This is a genomic window from Lentzea xerophila (assembly GCF_051094245.1).
In the GTDB taxonomy this organism is placed as follows: domain Bacteria; phylum Actinomycetota; class Actinomycetes; order Mycobacteriales; family Pseudonocardiaceae; genus Lentzea; species Lentzea xerophila.
In genome coordinates this window covers 8,897,682-8,921,058 of sequence record NZ_CP194934.1, presented here as the reverse complement: position 1 = coordinate 8,921,058, position 23,377 = coordinate 8,897,682, and the positions used below count along the sequence as shown (strand labels likewise).

Below are 23,377 nucleotides of genomic sequence, written 5' to 3'. Positions count from 1 at the left end.
GACCTGCGGGATTTGATCACCGGACGGTGTTTCTGCTGAGGGGTACGGAGAGGGCGCTTCGGCGGTTCACTCCGTTTGGGAGGACCCGGTGGGTGATCGTGAGGAGCGGCGCCAGGCGGCGCGGGAGGCCGTGCCGCAGGCACGCCGGGAGGCCGCGCGGCCTTGGTGGCAGAAGCGGGTCTTCTCGGTGCCGGCTCGGCGGTGGCGTTCTGCGAAGTGGTTGGCGCGCGAAGTCGGCAAGGGGGTCCAGGACCTGCTTCTGACGGTGGCCGCCCTCGCGCTCGTAACGGCCGTCTGCCTGCTCGTGTGGCGGTCGGCGCTGGTGCCCGCCGTGGTGCTGATCGCGGGCTTCTTGCCGTTCCTCTTGTACGGCGTGGCGGAGTCGTTCTGGATGCGCAGGCGTGGGCGGCTGGCGTTGACCGTGGTGGCGGCTTTCGTGTTCGTCGCGCTGTTCGGCTTGTTGTTCTAACGGTCGCGCCGCTGTTCGAGGGCCTTGAGCACCCAGTCGGGGCTGTCGCCGGGGCTGTCGTTGAAGGCGATCGCCGCGTGCGGCTGATGCCAGTGCACGAGGTTGACCACGGTCTGGAAGAGCTCCAGCAGCCCGGGACCCTTGCGGATGCGGCCGCCGACCACGACGCAGTCGTACTGCGTGGTTTGAAGCCGCTCGATCAGCTTGGCCTCGGCCGCGCCGCCCAGTTCGGCGAAGTCGATGAGGAAGAGGTCCTCGGCCAGGCCCAGCTCGGCGAAGACTTGACTGCCCCGCTCGATGGCGGCGGCGACGGGCGCGGGGTCGAAGCCGGGGATGGTGTGCGGGTCGAAGCCGATCACGAGGATGGTGGGCACGCGCTCGACGCCAGCTCTCTGCGCGCGGTCCGGGAAAACGCGGAGACAGGCCGGCCGCACCTGGATAACGTCCGCCGGAACGCGGCAGGAGCAGCGCGGCAGGCACTGGAGGTCTGAACCGAATGCGCCGGGCAGTGCCGAAGCTGACCTACCGCGAGGTCGTGCGCATGCCGCATGTCCGGCCGTTGCTCGGCGCGGCGCTGTGCTCTCGTCTCGCTGAGCAGATGTTCACCTTCGTGCTGGTGCTGCACGTGCTCGACGTGTTCGAGTCGCCGTCGCTGGCCGGTGTCGTGGTGTTCGCCGCGGTCGCCCCGGGCCTGGTCGTCAGCCCGGTGGCCGGCGCCCTGCTCGACCGCATCGGGGCGACGCGGTCGGTCGTGGCCGACCTGATGGCGAGCGCGGTGCTGGTGGGCGCACTGGCGTTCTTCTCCGGTGACATCGTGGCGGTCCTGGTGCTGGTGGCGCTGTACTCGCTGACCAGCCCGCTGAACATCGCCGGGGTGCGCGTGTTGCTGCCGAGGCTGGTGCCCGGCCACGCCGCCGAACGCGCGAACGCCCTGGACATCGGACTGTTCAACCTGGTCGAGGTGCTGGGCCCGGTGCTCGCGGGCGGGTTGTTCGCGCTGGCCGGCGGGCAGGCCACGATGGTGGTCGTCGCCGTGCTCTACGCCCTCGCGTGCGCGTTCATGGTGGTGCTGCCAAGTGGGCGCCCTGTGCAGACGGAACACCGGCCGTTGCTGCGCTCCACTCTCGAGGGCGTGCGTTACGTACTCACGCACCCGGTGTTGCGGGCGCTGGTCGTGTCCTACGGCCTCTATCAAGTGGCGTGGGGCGTTCTGGTGGTGGCGGTGCCGGCGGTGGCGGGCAGCACGCGAGCGGGCCTGTTGTGGGGTGTCGCTGGGTTCGCGGGCATCGTCGGCGCGTTGATCGTCGGTCACGTACTGCACGAGGGCCGCGAACGCGCCGCGATGATCGTGGGAATCGCGATCACTGCCGCCGCGACGGTCGTCGCCATCGGCGGCCTGGCCGGGCTCACCGTCGGCCTGATCGCGATCGGGCTGGCGTCCGGCCTGGTGAACGTGGGCCTGTTGACGCTGCGCCAGCGCCGGACCGATCCGGACAAGCTCGGCCGGGTGCTGGCCGTGTCGATCAGCCTCAACGTGCTGGGCATGCCCATCGGGTCCGCCGTCGGCGGCTTCGTGGTCGAGAGGTCGTCCGCTCTGGCGTTCGCGGTGGCGGGTGCTGCCGCGGTGGTCGGCGCGGTGGCGGCGTGGGTGATGGTGCCGAAGGAGCCGGCGGGACAGCACGACGAAGGCCCCCGGCGCCGTTGACGGGGGCCTTCGAAGCAGACTGCGTGGGCGAGGTCTAGCCGCGCAGCTCCATCGTGCAGCACTTCGGGCCGCCACCCGACTTGCGCAGCTCCGAGATGTCCACGAACACGGGCTCGAACCCACGCCGCGCCACCTGCTCGGCCAGATGAACGGCCTCCACGGGCATGACGACGTGCTTGCCGTCGGACACCGCGTTCAACCCAAGGCAGACGGCGTCGTCGTCGTTGGCGATCACCGCGTCCGGGAACAGGCGGCGTAGGACCTGCTGCGAGCCGGGAGAGAACGCCTCCGGGTAGTAGGCGACCAAGGGTGATGGCGACTGGTCGTCGAGCATGAACAGGGCCACGTCGAGGTGGTAGAAGCGCGGGTCGACCAGTTGCAGGGAGACGACCGGGACGCCGAGCACCTCCTGGGCCTCGCCGTGCGCGTGCGGGTCGGTGCGGAAGCCCGTGCCGGCCAGCAACAGCGAGCCGGTCCAGGTGAAGTCGCCCTCGGCCTCGTTCACGGCGGTGGGCATGACGACGGACTTGTAGCCCGAGCCGAGGAACCAGCGGCGGAAGTGGTCGGCTTCGGCTGAGCGCTGGGCGGCGCGGAAGCGGGAGCCCAGGACTCGGCCGTCGATCACGGTGCCGCTGTTCGCGGAGAAGACCATGTCCGGGAGGCCTGGGACGGGGTCGATCACCTGCACGTCGTGGCCCAGGCGCTCGTAGGTCTCCTTCAGCGCCGTCCACTGCTCCACGGCCAGCGAGGTGCTGGTGGGCTGGGTGGGATCCATCCACGGGTTGATGGCGTACTCAACCGTGAAGTACGTCGGCGGGCACATCAGGTACCGACGGGTCGTCGGCATGCGCGTCGGCGCGACGGGCGTGGCGATGTCGAGCGTGATCGGCTCGCCGGGCCCGGAGATGGATACGGTCATGGATCGAAATGTAAAGGGCCGCTGGACCATCGGACAACGCCGCCATATTGCGTTAACTAGGGCAGAATGTTGCGTGTGGACAGCATCGACCAGCGAATCATTTCGTGTCTCATGAGCAACGCTCGATCCAGCTACGCGGAGATCGGCAAGGAGGTGGGGCTGAGCGCTCCGGCGGTGAAGCGTCGGGTGGACAAACTGCTGGACAACGGGGTGCTCAGGGGGTTCACGGCGGTGGTGGACCCGGAGGCGCTCGGGTGGGGTACCGAGGCCTTCGTCGAGGTGCACTGCAAGGGGAACGTGGCGCCGCACGACATCCAGCACCGGCTGGAGCCGATGGCCGAGGTCAGCGCGGCCTACACGGTGTCGGGGGCGGCGGACGCGATCGTGCACCTGCGGGCCGCGGACATCCATCACCTGGAGACGGCGCTGGAGCGGCTGCGGGCGGTCGAGATCATCGACCGGACCGTGTCGACGGTCGTGCTGTCCCGGCTCCTGGACCGGCCGCTGGCACCCTAGGGTTCGGGTCATGGGTGAGGTTCTGCTGGAGCACAACGATTCCGTCGCCGTGATCACGATCAACGATCCGGAGCGGCGCAACGCGCTGACGATCGACCTGTCACAGCAACTGGCGGACAAGGTCGCGGAAGCGGAACGAGAGGCCAACGCGCTCATCATCACGGGCGCGCCGCCCGCGTTCTGCGCCGGCGCGGACCTCACGCAGCTCGGCAACTCCAAGGACGAGGGCCTCAAGAAGATCTACCAGGGCTTTCTCGCCGTGGCCAACGCGAAGATCCCCACGATCGCCGCGGTCAACGGCGCGGCGGTCGGTGCCGGGCTCAACCTCGCGCTGGCGGCCGACGTCCGGATCGCCGGGCCGAAGGCGCGGTTCGACGCACGGTTCCTGCAGCTCGGCATCCACCCCGGTGGCGGCATGACGTGGATGCTCCAGCGGATCACGAACGCGCAGACGGCCACGGCCATGACCTTGCTGGGACAGATCCTCGACGCCGACGAGGCCGTCGCCAAAGGCCTCGCCTACGCGAGGGCCGAGGACCCACTGTCAGTGGCGAAAGAGCTGGCGAAGGCCTCTGCCGAGGCTCCGGCGGCACTCGTGCGGACGATCAAGGCGACGATGCGGGCGACCGATGTCATGCACGACCACGCGGAAGCCGTCGAGACCGAGCTGCGGCCACAGGTCGCTTCGATCGACACTCCAGAGTTCGCTGCGAGGCTTGCCGCGATGAAGGCTCGGATCAGCGGGCGGTAGGTGTTACCTTGAGTAACAGATATCGGGGGTGACGTCTGCCGCATTCGGGTATCCGCTGGTAGCGCTGTGCTTACCGTTGAGTTAACGACCCGGTGCGGCAGATGGGACGGTTTGTCTCGCCTAGTGATACAGGGCCCGTCCTGCGGGCGGTCCTGGCGACTACCCTCGCGGTGGGGCACAGCCACCCTTGGAGAGAGGTATCGGCGTAGGAATGAGCACTGAGACCCGCAAGCTGGATCGCGTTGTGATCCGCTTCGCCGGCGACTCCGGTGACGGCATGCAGCTCACCGGAGACCGGTTCACGTCGGAAGCGGCGGCGTTCGGCAACGACCTCGCCACGCAGCCCAACTTCCCCGCCGAGATCCGCGCACCACAGGGCACCCTGCCCGGTGTGTCGTCGTTCCAGCTGCACTTCGCCGACTACGACATCCTGACGCCCGGCGACCGTCCCGACGTCCTCGTCGCGATGAACCCGGCCGCGCTCAAGGCGAACGTCGTCGACCTGCCGGACGGCGGCATCCTCATCGTCAACACCGACGAGTTCTCGAAGCGGAACCTGACGAAGGTCGGCTACGACTCGAACCCGCTCGAGGACGACTCGCTCGAGCGGTTCCAGGTCCACAAGGTCGCCATGGCGACGCTGACCATCGGTGCCCTCGAGGAGACCGGCCTCGGCAAGAAGGACGCCGAACGCGCGAAGAACATGTTCGCGCTCGGCCTGCTGTCGTGGATGTACCACCGGCCGACCGAGGGCACGGAACGGTTCCTGCGCGAGAAGTTCGCGAAGAAGCCGGACATCGCCGAGGCCAACGTCCTGGCGTTCCGCGCCGGCTTCTACTACGGCGAGACGACCGAGGCCTTCGCCGTCACCTACGAGGTGGCGCCCGCGAAGCTCAACGTCGGCACGTACCGTCAGATCACCGGCAACACGGCGACGGCGTACGGCATCGTCGCGGCCGCGCAGCTGTCGAAGCTGCCGGTCGTGCTCGGCACGTACCCGATCACGCCGGCGTCGGACATCCTGCACGAGCTGAGCAAGCACAAGAACTTCGACATCACCACGGTGCAGGCCGAGGACGAGATCGCGGGCATCGGCATCGCCCTCGGCGCGTCCTACGGCGGCGCGATCGGCGTGACGTCGACGTCCGGCCCCGGCATCGCGCTGAAGTCCGAGACGATCGGTCTCGGCGTGATGACCGAACTGCCGCTGCTCGTGATCGACGTGCAGCGCGGTGGCCCGTCCACCGGTCTGCCGACGAAGACCGAGCAGGCCGACCTGCTGCAGGCGATGTTCGGCCGCAACGGCGAGTCGCCGGTGCCGATCGTGGCACCGCAGTCCCCCTCGGACTGCTTCGACGCCGTGGTCGACGCGACCAGGATCGCGCTGAAGTACCGCACGCCGGTGCTGTTCCTGTCCGACGGCGCGATCGCGAACGGCTCCGAGCCGTGGATGATCCCGGACGTCGAGACGCTGCCGGACCTGACGGTCGAGTTCGCGACGGACCCGGAGAACTTCCAGCCGTACTCCCGTGACCCGGAGACGCTGGCACGCCCGTGGGCCGTGCCCGGCACCCCTGGTCTGCAGCACCGCATCGGCGGTCTGGAGAAGCAGGACATCACCGGAAACATCTCGTACGACCCGGAGAACCACGACAAGATGGTTCGCCTGCGCCAGGCCAAGATCGACGGCATCGAGGTCCCGGACGTCGAGGTCGACGACCCGAGCGGCGAGGCGAAGGTCCTGGTCGTCGGCTGGGGCTCGTCCTACGGCCCGATCGGCGCGGCGGCACGCCGGGTGCGCAAGCTCGGCCTTCCGGTCGCGCACGCGCACCTGCGGCACCTCAACCCGTTCCCCAAGAACCTGGGTGATGTGCTGAAGTCGTACGAGAAGGTCATCGTGCCGGAAATGAACCTGGGCCAGCTGGCGTTGCTGTTGAGGGCGAAGTATCTGGTGGACGCCGTGTCGTACACCAAGGTGCAGGGCCTTCCCTTCAAGGCGGAGGAGCTGCAGGACGTGCTCGCTGACGTGATCAAGGGGGTGTCGGCGTGACTGCGATCGATATCGGGCTTCCCGGGTTGACCGGGGTTCCCACCACCGACGAGAAGCAGACGGCCAGGGACTACAAGTCCGACCAGGAAGTCCGCTGGTGCCCGGGCTGTGGCGACTACATCGTGCTCAACACCATGCAGTCGTTCCTGCCGTCGCTGGGTCTCAAGCGCGAGAACATCGTGTTCGTGTCCGGCATCGGGTGCTCGTCCCGCTTCCCGTACTACATGAACACGTACGGCATGCACTCCATCCACGGCCGTGCGCCCGCCATCGCCACGGGTCTCGCCGTGGCGCGGCCGGACCTGAGCGTGTGGGTGGTGACCGGTGACGGCGACGCGCTGTCCATCGGCGGCAACCACCTGATCCACACGTTGCGGCGCAACGTGAACCTCAAGATCCTGTTGTTCAACAACCGGATCTACGGCCTGACCAAGGGCCAGTACTCGCCGACCTCCGAGGAAGGCAAGGTCACCAAGTCGACCCCGCTCGGGTCGCTCGACCACCCGTTCAACCCGGTGTCGCTGGCACTGGGCGCGGAGGCCTCCTTCGTGGGCCGGGCGCTCGACTCGGACAAGGCCGGTCTCACCTCGGTGCTGCGCCAGGCGGCCGAGCACCGCGGGTCGGCGCTCGTGGAGATCTACCAGAACTGCCCGATCTTCAACGACGGCGCGTTCGACGTGCTGAAGGACGCGGACGAGGCGCAGCGGCGGATCATCAACGTCGTCGACGGCGAGCCGATCCGGTTCGGCCGTGAGGGCGAGTACTGCGTGGTGCGCGAGGGCTTCGGGCTCGCGGTCGCGAAGTCCGCGGACGTGGACGCGAGCGACATCGTCATCCACGACGCGTCGGACCTGAACCTGTCGTTCGCGCTCTCGCGGCTTTCGACGCAGGACCTCACGCACACCGTCACGGGCGTGTTCCGGCGTGCGGACCGCACGACGTACGACGACGGCGTGCGCGCGCAGGTCAACGAGGCCAAGGCCGCGAAGGCCGCGGACCTGAGCAAGCTGTTGCACGGCAAGGACACCTGGACCGTGGTCGGCTGAGGCCGACCCCGGACAGACGAAGAAGCCCCCACCGGCTCGGTGAGGGCTTCTTCGCGTCACGGGGTCACGGGCGTCACGGCGCCGGTCGGAACCCTGCCTTCTCCGCGTCCGCCTCGGTCCGGAACCACACGTCGGCCCGCGTCTCCCCGAAGTTCGCGGAGCCCTCGGTGTAGTAACGACGACCGGTCAGGGTCGCCTTCACCGCGAAGTCGGTGGCCGGCGCCATGCCGTCCGACCTGGGCAGCACCGAACCGGGACCGAACGGCGACCGCGGGTTGAAGCCCTCCGGCTGCTGGAACCGCGCCGACGACGGGCTGGGCGGCGCCCCCGCCCCGTTCGGACGGCCGCCGGTGGACGGCGAGTAGCCGACCGGACGCGGACGTGCCGGCAGTGCCGGTGCGGGCGGGGCCTCCGGTTTCGGCGACTCGAAGGCCTGGAACGCCGGGAACGTCTGCTGGCGCTGCGTCGTGGTGCGCCGGGCCTCACGGATCGGCAGGCCCGCCTCGGTGTGGCGCTGCGGCAGGTCGGCGACGGGCTCGGGTTCCGGCTCCGGCGGTGCGGCGAGCAGCGGCTCGTCGCTCGGCACGAACGTCGGCACGAACGGCTGGTCGTCGCCCGTGTCCGGCAGCGTGCGGGTCTGGCCGAGGGCCGGCAACGGTTCGTCGGCGTCCAGCAGCGGCTCGAACAGCGAGCGCGGATGGTCGGCGACGGGAGCCGGCTCGGGAGCCTCCGTACCGTGCGAGAAGGCGGCACCGACGGCACGCGGGGTGCGTTCCGGGGCCTCGTCGATCTCGACGCGCGGCTCGAACGCCGAGAACGGCGCGGGGGCCGGGGCACCGGGCGCCGTGAACGGCTGGGAGAACGAGGGCTCGGTGTAGGTGACCTCGGGCTCGACGAACTCCTCGAAGACCGGCTCCGGCTCCTCACGCAGAGCGTGCGCGGACTCCGGTTCGGGCTCGCTGAACGACTGCTCCTCGGCCAGCGTCGTCTCGAAGACGCCGTTGCGCACGTGCGGCGCGTCCAGGTCGATCGGCTCGATCAGCCCGGTCTGCTCGGCGGGCGTCTCCGGCTCGGTCTCGTCCTCGGCCTCCGGCTCGGTGAACCCGTCCAGCTGCCCGGAGATCTCGTCGCGCAGACCGGGGTACTCACCGGTGAGGTCGTTGTCCGGCCAGCCGCTCTCCTCGACGGCGATGTACGTCGTCTGCTCGGAACGGGTGGCGGCGGGCTCGTCCTCCTGCTCGGCGGCCTCGTCGAGGAACGCCTCCTGCTCCTCCTGCGCCCAGACCTCACGCGGCTGGTAGATGAAGTCGTCAGGCCCGCCGTCGACCTCCGGCGGCGCGGTCGGCCTCGAGGCCGGGGCACCGGGCTCGGCGACCGGCTCGACGGTCGGCACGTACGACGTCTGCTCGGCCGGGAGCTCCGGCTCGTCGTCGAAGTCCGCCGCCTCCAGACCGGAGCGCGACAGGACCGTCGTCATCTCGGCCGGGGTCTCCTCCGGCGTGAGGCGCTCGAACAGCGACCGCGGGCGGTCGTCGTCGGCGTCGGCCAGTGCCCGCTGCTCGGCCAGCTGCTCCTCGAAGCGGCGCTGCGCCTCGTCCGGCTCCAGGTACTGGCGGACCGGGGCGGCCGGTTCCTCCTCGTACTCCTCGGCCGGAGCGGGCTCCTCCACCACCGGGGCCGGGGCGGGCACCGGAGCCGGTGCGGGCTCCGGCACGGGCTCACCGAAGTAGGCGGGCGGCTCGACGTACGGCGCGGGCGGCTCGACGTACGGCGCCGGCGCGGGCGGCGCCAGCACCTCGTCGCTCAGCGACCTCGGTGGCGCGTCGCCCCACTCGTCGATCTCGAAGTCGTCGACGGGGACGGGCGCCGCGATCGGCGAGGCCGACCTGCGCGCGTCGAGAAGTTGATCATCGAGGTCGGCGATCTGCTTACGCGCGGGCCGCACCATCACCAACCAGGTGAGCAGCACCCCCGCAACGAAGGACAGCAGGCTCCACAGCCAGACCTGCCCGAAGATGTTCACGGGTAAGCCCCTTCTACGACCACACTCCGACCCCACTCACTCGGAAGGGTGAGCATGGCCAAACTACAGTGCCTTTGATGATGCTCCGTCACTACGCCGTTCAGCGCAAATAACGGGTGGAAAGCCCAGCGTAGAGTGGGATTTTGTGCCCACTCTGACGACCCCGGCCAACACTTCGCCAGAAGTTCACACCCAGGGGCGAGGGATCACCTACGGCGCACTCGCCTACGTCCTTTGGGGACTGTTCCCGGCGTACTGGCCACTCCTCGTACCCGCCCAGCCGGTCGAGGTGCTGGCACACCGGATCGTCTGGTCGTTCGTCACGCTCGCCATCGTCGTCGCACTGCTCAGGCGCTGGCGTCCTTTCCTCGAACTGTCCGGAAGAGGCTGGCTGATCGTTACCGCAGCAGCCGTGTTGATCACGGTGAACTGGGGCACCTACATCTACGCGGTCAACAGCCACCACGTCGTCGAGTCGGCGCTCGGCTACTTCATCACGCCACTGGTGAGCGTGGCACTAGGCGTGATCTTCCTCAAGGAACGATTGCGTCTCGCTCAGAGCGTCGCGATCGGCGTGGTCGTAGTCGCTGTGATCGTGCTCACCGCCGACTACGGCAGACTGCCGGTGATCTCGCTGGTTCTGGCGTGTTCGTTCGGCGTCTACGGGTTGTTGAAGAAGAAGGTCCCGCTCGACGCCATCTCCAGCCTCACCGCGGAGAGCGCCGTGATCGCCCCGATCGCTCTGGTCTACCTGCTCGTGCTGGGCAGCGCGAACACCTTCACCACCGAGGGCACCGGTCACGTGCTGCTGCTTCTGAGCACCGGCGTCGTCACGGCGGTCCCGCTGGTGCTCTTCGGCGCGGGCGCGCAGCGGATCCCGCTGATCACGATGGGCATGCTGCAGTACCTCGCGCCGATCCTGCAGTTCGCGTGGGGCGTGTTCGTCGTGCACGAGCCGATGCCGGCCAGCCGGTGGACCGGGTTCGGCCTGGTGTGGCTCGCCCTGGCGGTCTTCACGGTCGACGCGGTGCGGAACCGGCGCAAGCAGGCGCTCGCGCCGGTCAGCTGACTACCGGGTCCGCTCCACGACGTACGTGGCGAGCTCCTCCAACGCGTCCCGTGCGGCGCACGGCGGCAGCTTGCCCAGCTCCGTGCGGGCCCGGTCCGCGTAGTCGTCGAGGGTCTCGCGCGCCTTGTCCATGCCCGAGGACTCGCGCAGCAGCGTCAAAGCCTCGTCCACCAGCTCGTCGTCGGTGATCGGCCCCGACAGGAGCTCGGCCAGCCTGGTCTCGGACTGGTCGGCGAGCGCGTAGAGCATCGGCAGCGTCTTCACGCCCTCGCGCAGGTCGGTGCCCGGCGTCTTGCCGGACTCCACCGACGGCGACGCGATGTCGATGACGTCGTCGGAGATCTGGAACGCCGCCCCGATCACCTCGGCGTACCGGCGCAGCGCGTCCGTCTGCTCGTCGGTCGCGTCGGAGAACATGCCGCCGAACCTGGCCGCGGTCGCGATCAGGACGCCGGTCTTCTCCTCGATCACCCTGAGGTAGTGGGAGATCGGGTCCTCGCCGGGCTGCGGGCCGACGGTCTCGCGCATCTGGCCGGTCACCAGGACCGAGAACGTCTCCGCGATGATCCGCGCCGCGTCCGTCCCCAGGTCGGCTGTCAGCCGGGACGCGTGGGCGAACAGGAAGTCGCCCGTCAGGATCGCGATGCTGTTGTCCCACTTGACGTTCGCCGAGACCGCGCCGCGGCGCATGGTCGCCTCGTCCATGACGTCGTCGTGGTAGAGCGTCGCGAGGTGGGTGAGCTCGACCACAGCGGCCGCCTTGATGACCTTCTCCCGGTCCCAGTCGGCGCCGAACTGCGATGCGAGCAGTGTGAAGAGCGGGCGGATCCGCTTTCCGCCCGCCTCCACAAGGTGGAGCGAGGTTTCCGTGACCGGGTGGAACTCGCTCTGCACGACGTCGTGCAGGATGCGCTCCACCTCGGCCAGGCCTTCCTGGACTACCTCGGTGAGCACGGGGTCCACCAACGCGAACCCCGGTCCCTCATGCTCGCTACTGGTCACACCAGCAGACTACGTACACCTAGCTGAGGAAGGTGCCGGTACCCGCCCAATCGAGCACGAAGGTGGGCCACAAACCGAGCACCAAGGTCACGACGGCACCCAACGTGATCGCGATCGTGGTGAACGCGCCGGGCACGGTGACGGTCGGGCCGTCCGGTGCCGGGTCGCTGAAGTACATCAGCACGATCACCCGCAGGTAGAAGAACGCCGCGACGGCCGAGGCCACCAGTGCGATCACCACGAGCGGCATCAGGCCGGCGTCGATCGCCGCGCTGAACACGACGAACTTGCCGATGAAGCCGGACGTCAGCGGAATGCCCGCCAGTGCCAGCAGCAGGAACGTGAAGGTGGCCGCCACGATCGGCGACCGCTTCGCGAGGCCCGCCCACTGCGACAGGTGCGTCGCCTCGCCGTCCGAGTTGCGGACCAGCGACACGATGCCGAACGCGGCGATCGTGGTGAAGCCGTACGCCAGCAGGTAGAACATGGTCGCGCTCACGCCTGTGCCGTCCGGCACCAACGCGATCGAGCCGATCAGCAGGAAGCCCGCGTGCGCCACCGACGAGTACGCGATCATGCGCTTCACGTCGGTCTGGGTGAGGCCCAGGACCGCGCCGATCACCATCGACACGACCGCGACGCCGTAGAGCACGCCACGCCACTCCCACTGCGTGTTCTCGAACGCCACCGTGAGCACGCGCAGGATGCCGCCGAACGCGGCGACCTTGGTGCACGCGGCCATGAACGCCGTGATCGGTGTCGGCGCGCCCTGGTAGACGTCCGGGGTCCAGGAGTGGAACGGGCCGACGGCGGCCTTGAACAGCAGGCCCACCACCAGCAGGCCGAAGCCCGCGAACAGCAGCGTGTCCGAGCGGTCCGTACCGGCCGCCGCGGTCGCGATGGCCGAGAGCTTCACCGAACCCGCGTAGCCGTACAGCAGAGCCACGCCGTAGAGGAAGAACGCGGAGGCGAACGCGCCGAGCAGGAAGTACTTCACGGCCGCTTCCTGCGAGAGCAGGCGACGGCGGCGAGCCAGGCCGCACAGCAGGTACAGCGGCAGCGACAGGACTTCCAGCGCGATGAACATCGTCAGCAGGTCGTTCGAGGCGACGAACGTCATCATGCCGCCGAGCGCGAACAGCGTGAGCGGGAAGACCTCGGTCTGCATGCCGGTCTTCGTCGCCTGCGCGCGGTCCTGGATGGTGCCGGGACGGATCGCGGCCTGCGCCACGAACGCGCCACCCGGCTCCACCGAGCGGTCGGCGATCAGCAACACCGAGCCGAACCCGAGCACCAGCAACGTGGCCCACAGGAACAGCGACGGCGAGTCGACCGCGATCGCGCCCGCCAGCGTCGCCACGCCCTGTTCGGGGCGCTCCGAGTTCGCGTAGACGATCAGGGCGCCGGTGGCACCGACCAGCGTCACGAGCGTCAGCACGAGCTGAACGGCCCACCGCTGGTACTTGGGCAGCAGGGCTTCCAGCAGCACGCTGACGCATGCCGCGCCGAGCACGATCAGCAGCGGCGCGATGGCGCCGTAATCGATCTCCGGCGCCTCGATCGTCTGCGCCTGAGCGACGAGAAGGTTCACGTCACTTGCCTTCCTGCACGGTGACCGGGTCGGTCACGCCGACCTCGGTCAGCGTCGCCCCGACAGTCGGGGTGATGACGTCGAGCACCGGCTGCGGGTAGAACCCGAGTGCCAGCACGATGACAACGAGCGGTGCCAGCACGGCGATCTCACGCTTGGTGAGGTCGCCGATGGTCGTCTTGCGCTCCGGGTCGCCGACGGCGCCCGGACCAGCCGCGGCACCGATGAGCGCGTCGCCGCGCAACGGGCCGGTCATGATCCGCTGGTAGAGCCACAGCACGTACAGCGCCGCGAGCACCATGCCGACGGTCGCGATGATCGTGAACACCGGCTGCGTCGGGAACGAGCCGATCAGCACGAGGAACTCCGAGACGAACGAGTTCGTGCCCGGCAGCGACAGCGTGGTGAGACCTGCCAGCAGCAGCATGCCCGCGAGCAGCGGCGCCACCTTCGACATGCCGCCGTAGTCGGAGATCAGCGAGGAACCACCGCGAGCGATGATCATGCCGACCACCAGGATCAGCATGCCGGTCGAGATCGAGTGGTTGAGCATGTACGACACCGAGCCCACGCCGGCCTGCGACGTGAACGAGAAGATGCCGAGCGCGATGAAGCCGAAGTGGGCGATCGAGACGTAGGCGAGGAACCGCTTCATGTCCCGCTGGCCCGAGGCGAGCAGCGATCCATAGAGGACGCCGGCCACCGCGAGCACCAGCACGAACGGCGCCAGGTTCTTCGACGCCTCCGGGAACATCGGCAGCAGGTAGCGCAGCATGCCGAACGTGCCGACCTTGTCCAGGATGCCGACGACGATCACCGTGACGCCGATGGGCGCCTCGGCGGCCGCGTCGGGCAGCCAGGTGTGGAACGGCACGAGCGGCGCCTTGATCGCGAACGCCAGGAAGAAGCCGAGGAACAGCCAGGTCTGCGTCGTCGAGTCGGCGTCGCGGACCACCGTCACCAGGGTCGCCCAGTCGAACGTGCCCTTGCCCAGCTCGTCCGACGCCATCGCGTAGGCGCCGATCGCGGAGGCCAGCATGATCAGGCCGCCGAGGAACGAGTAGAGGAAGAACTTGACCGCCGCGTACTGCCTGCGCGCGCCGCCGTAGCCGCCGATCAGGAAGTACATCGGGATCAGCATGACCTCGAACAGCACGTAGAACAGGAAGACGTCGGTGGCGGCGAACACCGCGACCGTCAGTGCCTGCTGCACCAGGATCAGCGAGAGGTACCCGCCCTGCGAACGGCCGGCGGGCAGCTTCTCCGTCCAGCCGGCACCGATCACCAGCGGGATCAGCAGCGCGATGACCGCGATCATCACCAGCGCGATGCCGTCGATGCCGAACGACAGCCGCACGCCGAACGCCGGGATCCAGTCCACGCCGGTGGCGAGCTGGATGCGGTCGCCGTCCGGGTCGTAGGCGAACCACAGCAGGGCGGCGAGCACCAGCTCGACGATCGAGAACCCGAGTGCGACGTACTTCGCCTTCAGGTCGTCGTTGCGCAGGAACGCCACCACCAGCGCGCCGACCAGCGGCACCACCAGCAGTGCGATCAGAACCCAGGTCACGAGAACCTCACCACCAGGAGCGCCCCGAGCACGAAGATCGAGCCCAGCAGCATGGACAGTGCGTAGGAGCGGACGAACCCGGTCTGCAGCCTGCGCAACCGGCCCGAGCTACCGCCGAGCAGCGCCGCGGTGCCGTTGACCACACCGTCGACGCCCTTGAGGTCGAGGAACACCAGCGCGCGGGTGAGCCAGGTGCCCGGCCGCGCGAACAGCGCCTCGTTCAGTGCGTTGCCGTAGAGGTCCGCACGGGCCGCGCGCACCGGGAACGACACGCGCTCCGGCCGCTCGACCGGCTGCTTGCGACGGCCGAAGAGCAGGAACGCGAGACCGGCACCGGCGAGCGAGAGCGCGACGGTCAGGATCCCGACCATGCTGTGCGACAGCACGCCGTGCGACTCCTGCAGCTCACCCAGCGAGGGCTCCAGCCAGCCGGCCAGACGTCCGCCGGAGGAGAGGAACCAGCCGCCCGCCACCGAACCGACCGCCAGGATGATCATCGGGATGGTCATCGACAGCGGGGACTCGTGCGGGTGGTAGTCCTTGCCGTTCTCCGCCTTCAGTTCCTTCCAGCGGGGCTTGCCCAGGAAGACCAGGATCAGCAGGCGCGTCATGTAGAACGCGGTCAGCGCGGCACCGAGCAGCGCCACACCGCCGAAGACGTACCCGCGCCAGCCCTCCGCGCCGAACGCCGCCGCGATGATGGCGTCCTTCGAGAAGTAGCCCGCGAACGGCGGGATGCCGATCAGCGCGAGGTAGCCGAGCGTCCAGGTGACGAAGGTGATCGGCAGGAACTTGTAGAGCCCGCCCATCCGGCGGATGTTGCCCTCGTCGTTCATGCCGTGCATGACCGAACCGGCACCGAGGAAGAGCCCGGCCTTGAAGAAGCCGTGCGTCAGCAGGTGCATGATGCCGAGCGCGTACCCGATCGGGCCAAGACCCACCGCGAGGATCATGTACCCGATCTGCGAGACCGTCGAGTACGCCAGGACCTTCTTGAAGTCGTCGTAGGCGCAACCGATGATGCAGCCGATCAGCAGCGTGAGGCCACCGATGATCATGACGACCAGGCGGCCGTCCGCGCTCAGGTTGTAGAGCGGGTTGGCGCGGGCGATCAGGTACACGCCCGCGGTGACCATCGTCGCCGCGTGGATCAGGGCGGACACCGGGGTCGGGCCGGCCATCGCGTCGGGCAACCAGGCCTGCAGCGGGAACTGACCGGACTTGCCGCAGGCGCCCAGGAGCAGCAGCAGCGTGATCGCGAGGACCTCGGCCGAGGAGAACTCGCTGACGCGCGCGAAGACCTCGGTGTACTGCGTCGTCCCGAGCTTGTTGAACATCAGGAAGATCGCGATGGCGAGGCCCAGGTCGCCGACGCGGTTCATCAGGAAGGCCTTCTTGGCCGCCGACGCCGCTTCGGGCTTGTACTGGTACCAGCCGATCAGCAGGTACGAGGCGAGACCGACGCCCTCCCAGCCGAAGTACAGGGTCACGAAACCGTTGCCCAGCACCAGCAGGAGCATCGCGGACACGAAGAGGTTCAGGTAGGCGAAGAACTTCCGCCTGCCTTCCTCGTGCGCCATGTAGCCGATCGAGTAGATGTGGATCAGCGAGCCCACACCGGTGATCAGCAGCACGAACGTCAGCGACAGCGGGTCGATCCGCAGTCCGAACTCGACGGTCAGCGCGTTGACGTCGATCCAGTCCCACAGTTTCAGGTTCTGGGTGCGCTCCTCGGGGTTCGAGACACCGAGGGTCGAGAAGAACAGCGCGAGCGCGTAGCCGAACGACGCCAGCAGCGTGGCACTGCCGAGCAGGTGGCCCCACTTGTCGGCGCGCCTACCACTGACCAACAGCACCGCCGCACCGAACGCGGGCAGCGCCAACAGCAACCAGGCGAAGCTCGCGACCCCGCTGGCGACAACAGGTTCCGTCACCGGTGACCCCTCAGTACTTCAGCAGGTTCGAGTCGTCGACCGAGGCCGAGCGACGCGTCCGGAAGATGGACATGATGATCGCGAGGCCGACGACGACCTCCGCCGCGGCGACGACCATCACGAAGAACGCCATCACCTGACCGTCGAGCGAGCCGTTGATCCGCGCGAACGTCACGAGGCTCAGGTTGACCGCGTTGAGCATGAGCTCGACGCACATGAAGACCACGATGGCGTTGCGGCGCACCAGAACGCCGACGGCGCCGATGCTGAACAGCAGTGCCGACAGCAGCAGGTAGTACGTGGGAGTCACGACTCACTTCCCTTGAGCGCGTGCGAGTCCGGCTGGTGCCCGGTGCCCGCGACCTCGGCGACGTCGTCCGACAGGGTGGACTTGTCGGTCGTCTCGATGACGTCGAACAGCGACTCCTCCGACACGCTGCCGTCGGGCAGCAGGGCGGGGGTCGCCACCGAGTTCGCGGTGGCGAAGACACCGGGGCCGGGGATGGACCCGACCCGCTTGCCGCTCTGGAAGCGCTCCTCGACGAGTTCCTTCTGCGTCTTCCTGACGGACTTCCCTTCGCGGCCGACGAAGGCCAGGATCATCGCGCCGAGCGCGGCGGTGATCAGCAGCGCCGACGTGAGCTCGAACGCGAACAGGTACTCCGTGAAGAGCTTCGTGCCGATGTTGACGACGTTGCCGCCGTTGGTCGTGTTCGCCTCGGCCAGACCGGCGGGCTGCACCGAGGTGAGCGCGCGGGCGACGGAGCCGACGACCAGCACGGCGAACCCGATGCCGAGCAACGCGGCCGCGAGTCGCTGGCCCCGGATGACTTCGACGACGGAGTCCGAACTGTCCCGGCCGACCATCATCAGCACGAACAGGAACAGCATCATGATCGCGCCGGTGTAGACGATGATCTGCACGAAGCCGAGGAACGGCGCCTGCTGGACCATGTACAGCACACCGAGGCTGAGCATCGTCACGACGAGCCACAGCGCGGAGTGCACCGCGTTGCGCGCGAAGAGCATGCCGAGCGCGCCGGCCAGGGCCAGCGGGCCGAGCACCCAGAACGCGATCGCCTCGCCGGTGGTCACGGTGTCGACCGCGCGCTGCACCGGTTCCGGCTGCTGCGCGAGGAAGGTCAGGAGGCTCACTGCTGCTTCCCTTCTCCCTCTTGGGCCACCTTGGCGAGCTGCGGGCCGTTCACGTAGTAGTCCTGCTCGTTCTCGCCGAGCCGCATCGGGTGCGGCGGCTGCTCCATGCCGGGCAGCAACGGGGCGAGCAGGTCCTCCTTCGTGAAGATCAGGTCCTGGCGGTTGTCGTCGGCGAGCTCGTACTCGTTCGTCATCGTGAGCGAACGGGTCGGGCACGCCTCGATGCACAGGCCGCAGCCGATGCAGCGCAGGTAGTTGATCTGGTAGTCCATGCCGTAGCGCTCACCGGGCGAGTAGCGCTCGTCCTCGGTGTTGTCGCCACCCTCGACGAAGATCGCGTCCGCCGGGCAGGCCCACGCGCACAGCTCGCAGCCGACGCACTTCTCCAGCCCGTCCGGGTGCCTGTTCAGCTGGTGACGGCCGTGGAACCGCGGCGCGGTCACCTTCTTGACCTCGGGGTACTCCTCCGTCACCACCTTCTTGAACATGGTGCCGAAGGTGACTCCGAAGCCTTTCACGGACTCGAACATCCCTACTCAGCCTCCTTACCGGTGGTGACGGCTGCCGTCTCCTTGGGGAGGGTGGCGACCTTGACCTTGCGCTTGGGCGCTGACTTGGGAACGGCGAGGTCGAGCGGCGGCACCGGGAAGCCGGAGCCCGCGAGCGGAACACCCTTGGTGTCGGCGACCTTCTTGTCCGGCAGCAGGAACGAGACCAGCAGCACCAGGCCGACGACCACGCCGAGCGCGATGAGCCGCTGTGCCGTGGAGAGCTGCTGGATCGCACCGGTGCGGATGACCGCGACGGCCATGATCCAGACGAGGCTGGTCGGGATCAGCACCTTCCAGCCCAGCTTCATGAACTGGTCGTAGCGCAGGCGGGGTAGCGAGCCGCGCAGCCAGATGAAGAGGAACAGGAACGCCAGCGTCTTGCCGATGAACCAGAACAGGCCCCACCAGCCGGTGTTCATGAACTCGCCGCTCCACGGCGCGTGGTAGCCGCCGAGGAACAAGGTGGCCGTGAGCGCCGAGAGGGTGACCATGTTGATGTACTCGGCGAGGAAGAACAGCGCGAACTTCAGCGAGCTGTACTCGGTGTGGAAACCACCGACCAGTTCCGACTCCGCCTCGGGCAGGTCGAACGGCGCGCGGTTGGTCTCACCGACCATCGACACCACGAAGATGACGAAGCTCGGGAACAGCAGAATGCCGAACCAGCCGGGCAGGAAGCCGAGCACGGTCGTCGCCTGCGCGCCCACGATGTCACCGGTCGACAGCGAGCCGGTGAACATGACCACCGCGATGACCGAAAGACCCAGCGCGAGCTCGTAGGAGATCACCTGCGCGCTCGCGCGCAGCGCGCTGAGCAACGGGTAGGGCGAGCCGGACGCCCAACCGGACAGCACGATGCCGTAGACACCGATCGAGGAGCAGGCGAGCACCACCAGCACGCCGACCGGCAGGTCGACCAGCTGCAGCGCGGTCTGCTCGCCGAACATGCTCACTTCGCCGGCCAGCGGGATCACCGAGAACGCGAGGAACGCGGGGATGCAGGAGATCACCGGGGCGAGGAAGAACACCCACTTGTCCGCGAGGACCGGGCGGATGTCCTCCTTGAACGCGAGCTTCAGACCGTCCGCGAGTGACTGCAGCCAGCCGTTCGGGCCGACCCGGTTGGGGCCGGGGCGGTGCTGCATGCGCGCGACGACCTTGCGCTCCCAGTTGATCATGAACAGGGTCATGACCACGAGGAAGGCGAAGATCCCGACGACCTTGATCAGGATCAACCAGATGGGGTCGTCCGCCAGGAGTTCGGCGGTGTCACCGATCTCCGCTGCGAAGTTCTGCGTCATGACTTTCCTCCGCTGACGGAGACGATCGAGCCGTGGCCCGCGCCGAGCGTGGCCCGGACGGTCACGTCACCCGAGTTGGTGGGCAGCCAGATGACGCCCTCGGGCAGGTCGTCGGTCTCGACCGGGAGCGTGATCGCGCCGCGGTCGGTGGAGACCGTCACGTGACCGCCGGTCTCCAGGCCGAACTGCCGCGCGGTGGCCTCGGCGACCTTCGCGACGACCGAGCGGGCCGTGCCGGCCAGGTGCGGCTCGTCGACCTGCAGCGAGCCGTTGCCGATCAGGCGGTGCCAGGTGGCGAGCACGGCCTTGCCGGGACCGGCCGGGGTCTGCAGCGGCGCGGCGACGTTGAGCGAGGAACCGCTCGGGGCGCCTTCGCCGAGGCGAGCCAGGTCGGCGGCCGCGGCGGCGGGCGTCTGCGTGAACAGGTCCGCGTCCATCTCCACCGCGAGGGTGTCGAGCACGCGGCAGTCCGGCAGCGCGCCGGTGGCCTCGAGCGTCGTGCCGAACTCGCGGCGGCGGCCCTCCCAGTTGAGGTAGCTGCCGGCCTTCTCGACCGCCGGGGCGATCGGGAGCACGACGTCGGCGTGCGCGGTGACCGCGCTGGGCCGCAGCTCCAGGCTCACGATGAAACCGGCTCCCGCCAACGCCTTCTCCGCGAGCAGCGGGTCGGGCAGGTCGAACGGGTCGACGCCGCCGACCACCAGGCCGGACAGCTCACCGTTCGCGGCGGCGTCGAGGATGCCCGTGGTGTCGCGGCCGGGCGTCGCGGGGAGCGAGCCCTCCTCGACGCCCCAGGTGCGCTCGACCTCGGTGCGCGCGGCGGCGTTCGCGACGTGGCGGCCGCCGGGCAGCAGGTTCGGCGTGGCACCGACCGCGAGCGCACCGCGTTCACCGGCGCGGCGCGGGATCCACGCCACCTTGGCGCCGGTGCGCTCGGCCAGCCGGGCGACCGCGGTGAACGCGCCGGGGATCACGGCGGCGCGTTCGCCGACGAGGATCACCGCACCGGGCTTGCTCAGCAGCTCGACGACGTCGGAAGCGTGCTCCGGCAACGCGTTCAGGGCGTTCGCCTCGGCACCCGGCACGCAGGCGAGCAGCGTGCCGAGGGTCTTCTCCACGGCCGGGGTCGTGAACTGGCCGAGGTGGAAGACCTTCGTGGTGCCCTTGCGAGCGGCCTTGCGCAGGCGCAGGAAGACGATCGGCGCCTCTTCTTCCGGCTCGAACGCGACCAGCAACGCGGCCGGTGCGGACTCGATGCCCTGGAAGGTGACGCCGTTGTCCGGGTTCGTGAACACCGTGGTGCCGGACAGGAACTCCAGCTCCTCGGCGCTGTGCGGCCGGGCGCGGAAGTCGATGTCGTTGGTGCGCAACGCGATCCGGGCGAACTTCGAGTACGCGTAGGCGTCCTCGACGGTCAGCCGGCCACCGGTGAGGACACCGACGCCGTTCGCGTCCCGCGCGGCCGTCAGACCGGCCGCCGCGACCTGCAGCGCCTCGGTCCAGGACGACTCGCGCAGCTCACCGGTCTCCTTGTCACGCACCAGCGGCCGCTTGATGCGGTCGGCGGTCGTGGCGTAGCGGAAGGCGAACCGGCCCTTGTCGCAGATCCACTCCTCGTTGACCTGCGGGTCGTCGCCGGCGAGCTTGCGCTGCACCTTGCCGCGCCGCCAGTCGGTGCGCTCGGCACAACCGGAGGAGCAGTGCTCGCAGATGCTCGGCGTCGACACGAGGTCGAACGGCCGGGCGCGGAACCGGTAGGCCGCGCTGGTGAGAGCACCGACCGGGCAGATCTGGATGGTGTTGCCGGAGAAGTACGACTGGAACGGCTTGTCCTGCGCCACACCGATCTGCTGCTGCGAGCCGCGCTCGAGCAGTTCGATGAACGGGTCGCCGGCGATCTGCGCGGAGAACCGGGTGCAGCGCTGGCAGAGCACGCAACGCTCGCGGTCGAGCAACACCTGCGTGGAGATGTTGATCGGCTTCGGGAACGTCCGCTTGTGCTCGTGGAAGCGGGAGTCGCTGCGGCCGTGGGCGATCGCCTGGTTCTGCAGCGGGCACTCACCGCCCTTGTCGCAGATCGGGCAGTCCAGCGGGTGGTTGATGAGCAGCAGCTCCATCACACCCTGCTGGGCCTTGTCCGCGACCGGCGACGTCAGCTGGGTCTTCACGACCATGCCGTCCGCGACCGTCATCGTGCAGGAGGCCTGCGGCTTCGGCATCGGCCGGCCGCCCATCTCGACCTCGACGAGGCACTGGCGGCAGGCGCCCGCGGGCTCCAGCAGCGGGTGGTCGCAGAAGCGCGGGATGACCGTGCCGAGGCGCTCGGCCGTGCGGATCAGCAGCTCACCCTTGGGCGCGATGACGGTTTCGCCATCGATGATGAGCTTGACGTGGCCTTCCGGGACAACGACCTCGTCGGTGGTGGGCTTGTCAGGCGCGATGGTCATGCGTTCGCTCCAGCCAGGACCTTGGAGTTCTGGTCGCAGAGAGCCAGGAACTCGTCCTTGAAGTACTTGATGCCACTGGTGATCGGGCTGACGGCACCGTCACCGAGCGCGCAGAACGAGCGGCCGAGGATGTTGTCGCAGACGTCGAGCAACGTGTCGATGTCGCTCGCGTTGCCCTCGCCGCGCACCATCCGCTGCAGGATCTGCACGAGCCAGTAGGTGCCCTCGCGGCACGGCGTGCACTTGCCGCACGACTCGTGCTTGTAGAACTCCGTCCACTTCATGACGGCCCACGGCACGGACACGGTCTCGTTGAAGATCTGCAGGGCGGTGGTGCCCAGCATCGAACCGGCCTCGGCGGCGCCCTCGAAGTCCAGCGGCACGTCGAGGTGCTCCGCGGTGAACAGCGGGGTGGACGAGCCACCCGGCGTCCAGAACTTCAGCGGGATGCCGTCCTTCATGCCACCGGCCATGTCCAGCAGCTGCCGGAGCGTGGTGCCCATCGGCGCCTCGTACTGGCCGGGGTTCGTGACGTGGCCGGACAGCGAGTAGATCTTCGGGCCGGGCGACCGGTCGCGGCCCATCTCGCGGAACCAGTCCGCGCCACCGTTGACGATGAAGGGAACCGACGCGATGGTCTCGACGTTGTTCACGACAGTGGGCGACGCGTAGAGGCCCGAGGTCGCGGGGAACGGCGGCTTGAGTCGCGGCTGGCCACGGCGGCCCTCCAGCGAGTCGAGCAGCGCGGTCTCCTCACCGCAGATGTACGCGCCGGCGCCGGCGTGGATCACCACGTCGAGGTCGAACCCGCTGCCGAGGATGTCCTTGCCCAGGTAGCCCTTGGCGTACGCCTCGCGCACCGCCGCGTTGAGGCGGCGGATGCAGTGCAGGACCTCGCCGCGGACGTAGATCGCCGCGAAGTTCGCGCGGATCGCGAACGACGTGATGATCACGCCCTCGATCAGCGAGTGCGGGTCCGCCATCATCAGCGGGATGTCCTTGCAGGTGCCCGGTTCGCCCTCGTCGGCGTTGATGACGAGGTAGTGCGGCTTGCCGTCGCCCTGCGGGATGAAACCCCACTTCATGCCGGTGGGGAAACCCGCGCCGCCACGGCCGCGCAGTCCGGAGTCCTTGCACTGCTGGATGAGCTGGTCCGGGTGGGCCTTCAGCGCCTTGGGCAGGGCGGTGTAGCCACCGGTGCGCTCGTAGGTCTCGATGGTCCAGGACTTGGGCTCAGTCCAGCGCTTGGTGAGAACGGGAGTCAGCGGGTCAACCATT

General features: G+C 68.7%; 20 protein-coding genes. 7 read left to right on the top strand and 13 right to left on the bottom strand.

Features of this window, described 5'->3' with window-relative positions; genetic code table 11:
* Nucleotides 1–88: 88 nt before the first annotated feature.
* Nucleotides 89–469 (top strand): hypothetical protein, encoded by a 381-nt coding sequence (locus tag ACRSBM_RS43020; protein WP_434452694.1) that lies wholly within the window; start codon nucleotides 89–91, stop codon nucleotides 467–469.
* Here ACRSBM_RS43020 and ACRSBM_RS43015 read toward each other — a convergent pair.
* Nucleotides 466–843: a hypothetical protein gene (locus ACRSBM_RS43015; RefSeq protein WP_434452693.1), complete on the bottom strand. Its 378-nt coding sequence runs from the start codon at nucleotides 841–843 to the stop codon at nucleotides 466–468. The genes ACRSBM_RS43020 and ACRSBM_RS43015 overlap by 4 nt on opposite strands.
* A gap of 122 nt (nucleotides 844–965) precedes the next feature.
* Here ACRSBM_RS43015 and ACRSBM_RS43010 point away from each other — a divergent pair, with 122 nt between their 5' ends.
* Entirely contained in the window at nucleotides 966–2,174 is a 1,209-nt protein-coding gene (locus ACRSBM_RS43010) for an MFS transporter (protein WP_434452691.1), read from the top strand.
* Between the two features lie 34 nt (nucleotides 2,175–2,208).
* On the opposite strand, the gene ddaH is transcribed toward ACRSBM_RS43010, so the two are convergent.
* Nucleotides 2,209–3,021 carry a dimethylargininase gene (ddaH, locus tag ACRSBM_RS43005; RefSeq protein ID WP_434453488.1) on the bottom strand — a complete coding sequence of 271 codons (813 nt, stop codon included), beginning with the start codon at nucleotides 3,019–3,021 and terminating at the stop codon, nucleotides 2,209–2,211.
* Between the two features lie 147 nt (nucleotides 3,022–3,168).
* On the opposite strand from ddaH, the gene ACRSBM_RS43000 reads away from it, so the two are divergent.
* From ACRSBM_RS43000 to ACRSBM_RS42985, 4 genes are all read left to right on the top strand, one after another.
* On the top strand, nucleotides 3,169–3,609 hold the full coding sequence (locus ACRSBM_RS43000; protein ID WP_434452689.1) for an Lrp/AsnC family transcriptional regulator: 441 nt from the start codon (nucleotides 3,169–3,171) through the stop codon (nucleotides 3,607–3,609).
* Nucleotides 3,610–3,619: 10 nt separating this feature from the next.
* Nucleotides 3,620–4,360: an enoyl-CoA hydratase gene (locus ACRSBM_RS42995; RefSeq protein WP_434452687.1), complete on the top strand. Its 741-nt coding sequence runs from the start codon at nucleotides 3,620–3,622 to the stop codon at nucleotides 4,358–4,360.
* 211 nt (nucleotides 4,361–4,571) lie between these two features.
* On the top strand, nucleotides 4,572–6,410 hold the full coding sequence (locus tag ACRSBM_RS42990; protein WP_434452685.1) for a 2-oxoacid:acceptor oxidoreductase subunit alpha: 1,839 nt from the start codon (nucleotides 4,572–4,574) through the stop codon (nucleotides 6,408–6,410).
* Entirely contained in the window at nucleotides 6,407–7,456 is a 1,050-nt protein-coding gene (locus ACRSBM_RS42985) for a 2-oxoacid:ferredoxin oxidoreductase subunit beta (protein ID WP_434452683.1), read from the top strand. Before ACRSBM_RS42990 ends, ACRSBM_RS42985 begins: the two co-directional genes overlap by 4 nt.
* A 73-nt stretch (nucleotides 7,457–7,529) precedes the next feature.
* Here the strand turns inward: ACRSBM_RS42985 and ACRSBM_RS42980 are convergent, their stop codons facing one another.
* A complete protein-coding gene (locus ACRSBM_RS42980) occupies nucleotides 7,530–9,479 on the bottom strand; it encodes a sunset domain-containing protein (RefSeq protein ID WP_434452681.1) in 1,950 nt (649 codons plus the stop codon).
* Between the two features lie 145 nt (nucleotides 9,480–9,624).
* Here ACRSBM_RS42980 and rarD point away from each other — a divergent pair, with 145 nt between their 5' ends.
* Nucleotides 9,625–10,548: an EamA family transporter RarD gene (rarD, locus tag ACRSBM_RS42975; RefSeq protein WP_434452679.1), complete on the top strand. Its 924-nt coding sequence runs from the start codon at nucleotides 9,625–9,627 to the stop codon at nucleotides 10,546–10,548.
* Here the strand turns inward: rarD and ACRSBM_RS42970 are convergent, their stop codons facing one another.
* Genes ACRSBM_RS42970 through nuoF form a run of 10 tightly spaced genes read right to left on the bottom strand, consistent with a single transcriptional unit; the run spans nucleotide 10,549 to nucleotide 23,376 of the window.
* Nucleotides 10,549–11,514 (bottom strand): polyprenyl synthetase family protein, encoded by a 966-nt coding sequence (locus tag ACRSBM_RS42970; RefSeq protein WP_434453486.1) that lies wholly within the window; start codon nucleotides 11,512–11,514, stop codon nucleotides 10,549–10,551.
* Nucleotides 11,515–11,569: 55 nt separating this feature from the next.
* On the bottom strand, nucleotides 11,570–13,141 hold the full coding sequence (nuoN, locus tag ACRSBM_RS42965) for an NADH-quinone oxidoreductase subunit NuoN (RefSeq protein ID WP_434452677.1): 1,572 nt from the start codon (nucleotides 13,139–13,141) through the stop codon (nucleotides 11,570–11,572).
* A gap of 1 nt (nucleotide 13,142) precedes the next feature.
* Nucleotides 13,143–14,711 carry an NADH-quinone oxidoreductase subunit M gene (locus ACRSBM_RS42960; protein ID WP_434452676.1) on the bottom strand — a complete coding sequence of 523 codons (1,569 nt, stop codon included), beginning with the start codon at nucleotides 14,709–14,711 and terminating at the stop codon, nucleotides 13,143–13,145.
* Entirely contained in the window at nucleotides 14,708–16,645 is a 1,938-nt protein-coding gene (nuoL, locus tag ACRSBM_RS42955) for an NADH-quinone oxidoreductase subunit L (protein WP_434452674.1), read from the bottom strand. The genes ACRSBM_RS42960 and nuoL overlap by 4 nt, the downstream gene beginning before the upstream one ends.
* A 10-nt stretch (nucleotides 16,646–16,655) precedes the next feature.
* The gene (gene nuoK, locus ACRSBM_RS42950; RefSeq protein ID WP_030473209.1) at nucleotides 16,656–16,955 is read right to left on the bottom strand and encodes an NADH-quinone oxidoreductase subunit NuoK; all 300 of its coding nucleotides are present in this window, start codon (nucleotides 16,953–16,955) and stop codon (nucleotides 16,656–16,658) included.
* The gene (locus ACRSBM_RS42945; protein WP_434452671.1) at nucleotides 16,952–17,800 is read right to left on the bottom strand and encodes an NADH-quinone oxidoreductase subunit J; all 849 of its coding nucleotides are present in this window, start codon (nucleotides 17,798–17,800) and stop codon (nucleotides 16,952–16,954) included. The genes nuoK and ACRSBM_RS42945 overlap by 4 nt, the downstream gene beginning before the upstream one ends.
* Nucleotides 17,797–18,330, bottom strand: a complete 534-nt coding sequence (gene nuoI / locus ACRSBM_RS42940; RefSeq protein ID WP_434452669.1) for an NADH-quinone oxidoreductase subunit NuoI — start codon at nucleotides 18,328–18,330, stop codon at nucleotides 17,797–17,799. Before nuoI ends, ACRSBM_RS42945 begins: the two co-directional genes overlap by 4 nt.
* 2 nt (nucleotides 18,331–18,332) lie before the next feature.
* Nucleotides 18,333–19,628 (bottom strand): NADH-quinone oxidoreductase subunit NuoH, encoded by a 1,296-nt coding sequence (gene nuoH / locus ACRSBM_RS42935; protein WP_434453484.1) that lies wholly within the window; start codon nucleotides 19,626–19,628, stop codon nucleotides 18,333–18,335.
* A 20-nt stretch (nucleotides 19,629–19,648) separates the two neighbouring features.
* Nucleotides 19,649–22,099 (bottom strand): NADH-quinone oxidoreductase subunit G, encoded by a 2,451-nt coding sequence (locus ACRSBM_RS42930; protein ID WP_434452667.1) that lies wholly within the window; start codon nucleotides 22,097–22,099, stop codon nucleotides 19,649–19,651.
* Complete coding sequence (gene nuoF, locus ACRSBM_RS42925; RefSeq protein WP_434452665.1) at nucleotides 22,096–23,376, bottom strand: NADH-quinone oxidoreductase subunit NuoF; 1,281 nt, start codon at nucleotides 23,374–23,376, stop codon at nucleotides 22,096–22,098. The genes ACRSBM_RS42930 and nuoF overlap by 4 nt, the downstream gene beginning before the upstream one ends.
* Nucleotide 23,377 lies beyond the last annotated feature (1 nt).